2 protein-coding genes are annotated in these 2,811 nt (G+C 48.7%); one reads left to right on the forward strand and one right to left on the reverse strand.

Annotation, left to right across the window (positions count from 1 at the left end; translation table 11 throughout):
• The coding region (locus B2X72_RS20845; RefSeq protein ID WP_286851324.1) for a GAF domain-containing protein at positions 1 to 1,874 on the forward strand (1,874 nt) is incomplete at its 5' end.
• On the opposite strand, the gene B2X72_RS20850 is transcribed toward B2X72_RS20845, so the two are convergent.
• Positions 1,871 to 2,811 (reverse strand): NAD-dependent epimerase/dehydratase family protein (locus B2X72_RS20850; RefSeq protein ID WP_286851326.1); only part of this gene is annotated, 941 nt, incomplete at its 5' end. The genes B2X72_RS20845 and B2X72_RS20850 overlap by 4 nt on opposite strands.

Below are 2,811 nucleotides of genomic sequence, written 5' to 3' on the forward strand. Positions count from 1 at the left end.
TTTTGGATATTCCAGACAAGGATAATATCATCCATCATTACCGCGTCCTATTCAATGCCGATTTTATCGATGTCCTTCCGACAGAACGGGCACTCGATCTTACGGTTGAAGATATTACCGAACTGGTCGACAACTTTTCGGATATTGCCCTATGGAAGTCCAAATTCCCCGAGCAGAGCTGGATCCTGAAAGGTTTTTCCATTATGACGCTTTTTGATGCGACCATTGAAAATGCGGTATCCAGCTTCAAGAGCAATCTGCTGCGCGAAAAAAGCGCTGTCCAGCTGGCAGAAATAGAAAGCATTTTCCGGTCGATTTATAAAATAAATGATCTGCGCATCGGATTGACCTCCTTTGAAAAGGTCAGGAACGAGTACAACTTACGGATTGTCGAAAAACAGCTGTACAGTCATCTGCTTTACGACTCGACGATCGAGGAATGTGAAAACATGCTCTGCAGCGAGACCTTGGAGAACCTGCTCACCAAGGACGAATATTTTGTTGTACCGGATATTGACAAGCTGTCGCTGGATGATCCAAAGCAGGCCTATTTTATCAACAAGCTCAAGCAGCAACAGGTGAAGAGCTTTATTTTTGTTCCCCTCGTCGAAGGCGACAAAGTGCTGGGTCTACTGGAAATGTCCTCATCCAAGGTGCGGGAACTCAATTCGGTCAATGCCAACAAGCTCAACTTCATCTTGCCCTTTATCAAAGATAAAGTATCGAAAGCCTTTGCCGAAACTGAAAATCAGATCGAAGCGGTGATCCAAAAGGAATATACCGCTATACACCCGAGTGTTAAATGGCGGTTTCAGGAAGAAGCCATGCATTTCCTCAACGACCGCGCCTTTGGAAAAGACTATGCCCTGCAGGAAATCGTCTTTGACCATGTTTATCCGCTCTATGGGCAGATCGACGTACAGGGCTCCTCAGAATCCCGCAATCAGGCCATCCGTCAGGACCTCATCAATCAGAGCAAGGAACTGATCGCATTGTTCACGGCGGTCAACCAAACGCAGCGATTACCGCTCTTTGAGCAGAAGATCTTCGACCTGGAAAGAAACCTGACGACGCTGCAGCAAGTGCTGCTGACTGATACGGAACAGCTTATACTCGATTATTTTAACCAGGATATTCACCCTATTTTGGAGAATTTCAGGAAAAACAACAAAAATAGCGTCGCCACCGAAGCCATCGACCGCTATTTTGAGCGGATCAACCTCTCTATCGGCGGTTTTTATGAGGCCCGACAGGATTATGACAACTCCATCACGCTGATCAACAAAAAGCTAGTGGCGATCCTCGACGAAAAGCAGGTGGAAGCCCAAGAATACTTTCCTCATTATTACGAGCGCTACAAGACAGATGGTATCGAGCACAACATGTATATCGGGGCCTCCATCGCTCCCGGTCGGAATTTTGAACTCTACTACCTACGCAATTTACGGCTGTGGCAGCTGCAGGTGATGTGTGCGATGGAACGCGAGTTTAGGCAGCTCCAGCCCGCCCTTCCGCATCAGCTGGAGGTGACCTCATTGGTGTTGGTCTTTGCCACCCCCATTTCCATCCGCTTTCGCATGGACGAGAAGCAATTCGATATCGACGGCTCCTACAATGTGCGCTACGAGATTGCCAAGAAACGCATTGATAAAGCCAAGATCAAAGGCTCGGCAGAGCGCATCACACAAAAAGGCAAACTGGTTATTGTCTACTCCAATGTACATGAAGAAACAGAATACCTGGGCTACATCAACCTATTACAGCACAAAGGATTACTAGACGACAATATCGAGCAGTTTGAGGTGGAAGATCTGCAGGGACTGGTTGGCCTGAAAGCGATCCGTGTGGGATTCAATTTTCAAGATCTGCACTAAAGTAATTCCTGGTGTTCCATCAGGTAGGCCAATGCCTCACGTACGGCTTCCTCGCTGCTTTTTGGATTAAAGCCGAGTTCGGTGCGCGCTTTGCTGATGTCAAAATCCTGTTGCAGCCCCGAAAACATCGCAATATCCTTGGTGGTGATCACCGGAGCTTTCCCTTGCAGCCGTGCCGCAAATTGCATCAGGCCGGCAATCGTATAAAGTAATATTTTGGGAACAGCTGCTGGAATCTTGAGCTGAAGTTGTGGATATAGCTTTTGTGCCAGCCCGGTCGTATCACTAATACTCATGCACTTTTCATTGGCGAGGATATAGCGTTCTCCCGGTTTTCCGTGTAGGGCGGCAAGGTAGCAGCCCTCGGCGACATCTTTAACGTCTACCCAATTGAGGGCTATCCCCGTATCGACAGGAATCTGTTTGGTCAGAATAAGGCGTAGCACATCGTACGATACATTGAGGGGCAGAGCGGCTTCGCTGCCGATCATGGCACCGGGCATGACCGACACGAGTTCGATCCCCAATTCACGTGCTAGCTGAAAGGCCAGCTTTTCACCATCGTTTTTGGAATTGTAATAGGCATCCCTGCGGTCGGGGTTATAGCCACTGCTCTCCCGTGTGGGGGTATGCGTATAATCCAGTGCAGCGATGGAACTTACATAGATGATTTTTTTAACGCCTGCCGCCGCCGCGGCTTCGATGGTATTGCGGGTCCCCTGCATATTCACGTCGTAGATTTCCTTTTGCGGATCCCGGGCCCATAATTTAAAAGCTGCGCCCACGGCATAGAAGGTATCCACTCCCTGCAACGCCCGTATAAAAGAAGCCTTATCGGTGATATCTGCCGCCACAAGTTCGCAGGGCAAATCCTTTAGTGCAGCGCTATTGTCGAGATTTCGCACAGAAGCGCGTACCTGAAAACCCCGTGAAAGTA

Origin of the sequence: Sphingobacterium sp. UBA7253, assembly GCF_002472745.1 — a bacterium.
GTDB classification, from domain to species: domain Bacteria; phylum Bacteroidota; class Bacteroidia; order Sphingobacteriales; family Sphingobacteriaceae; genus Sphingobacterium; species Sphingobacterium siyangense.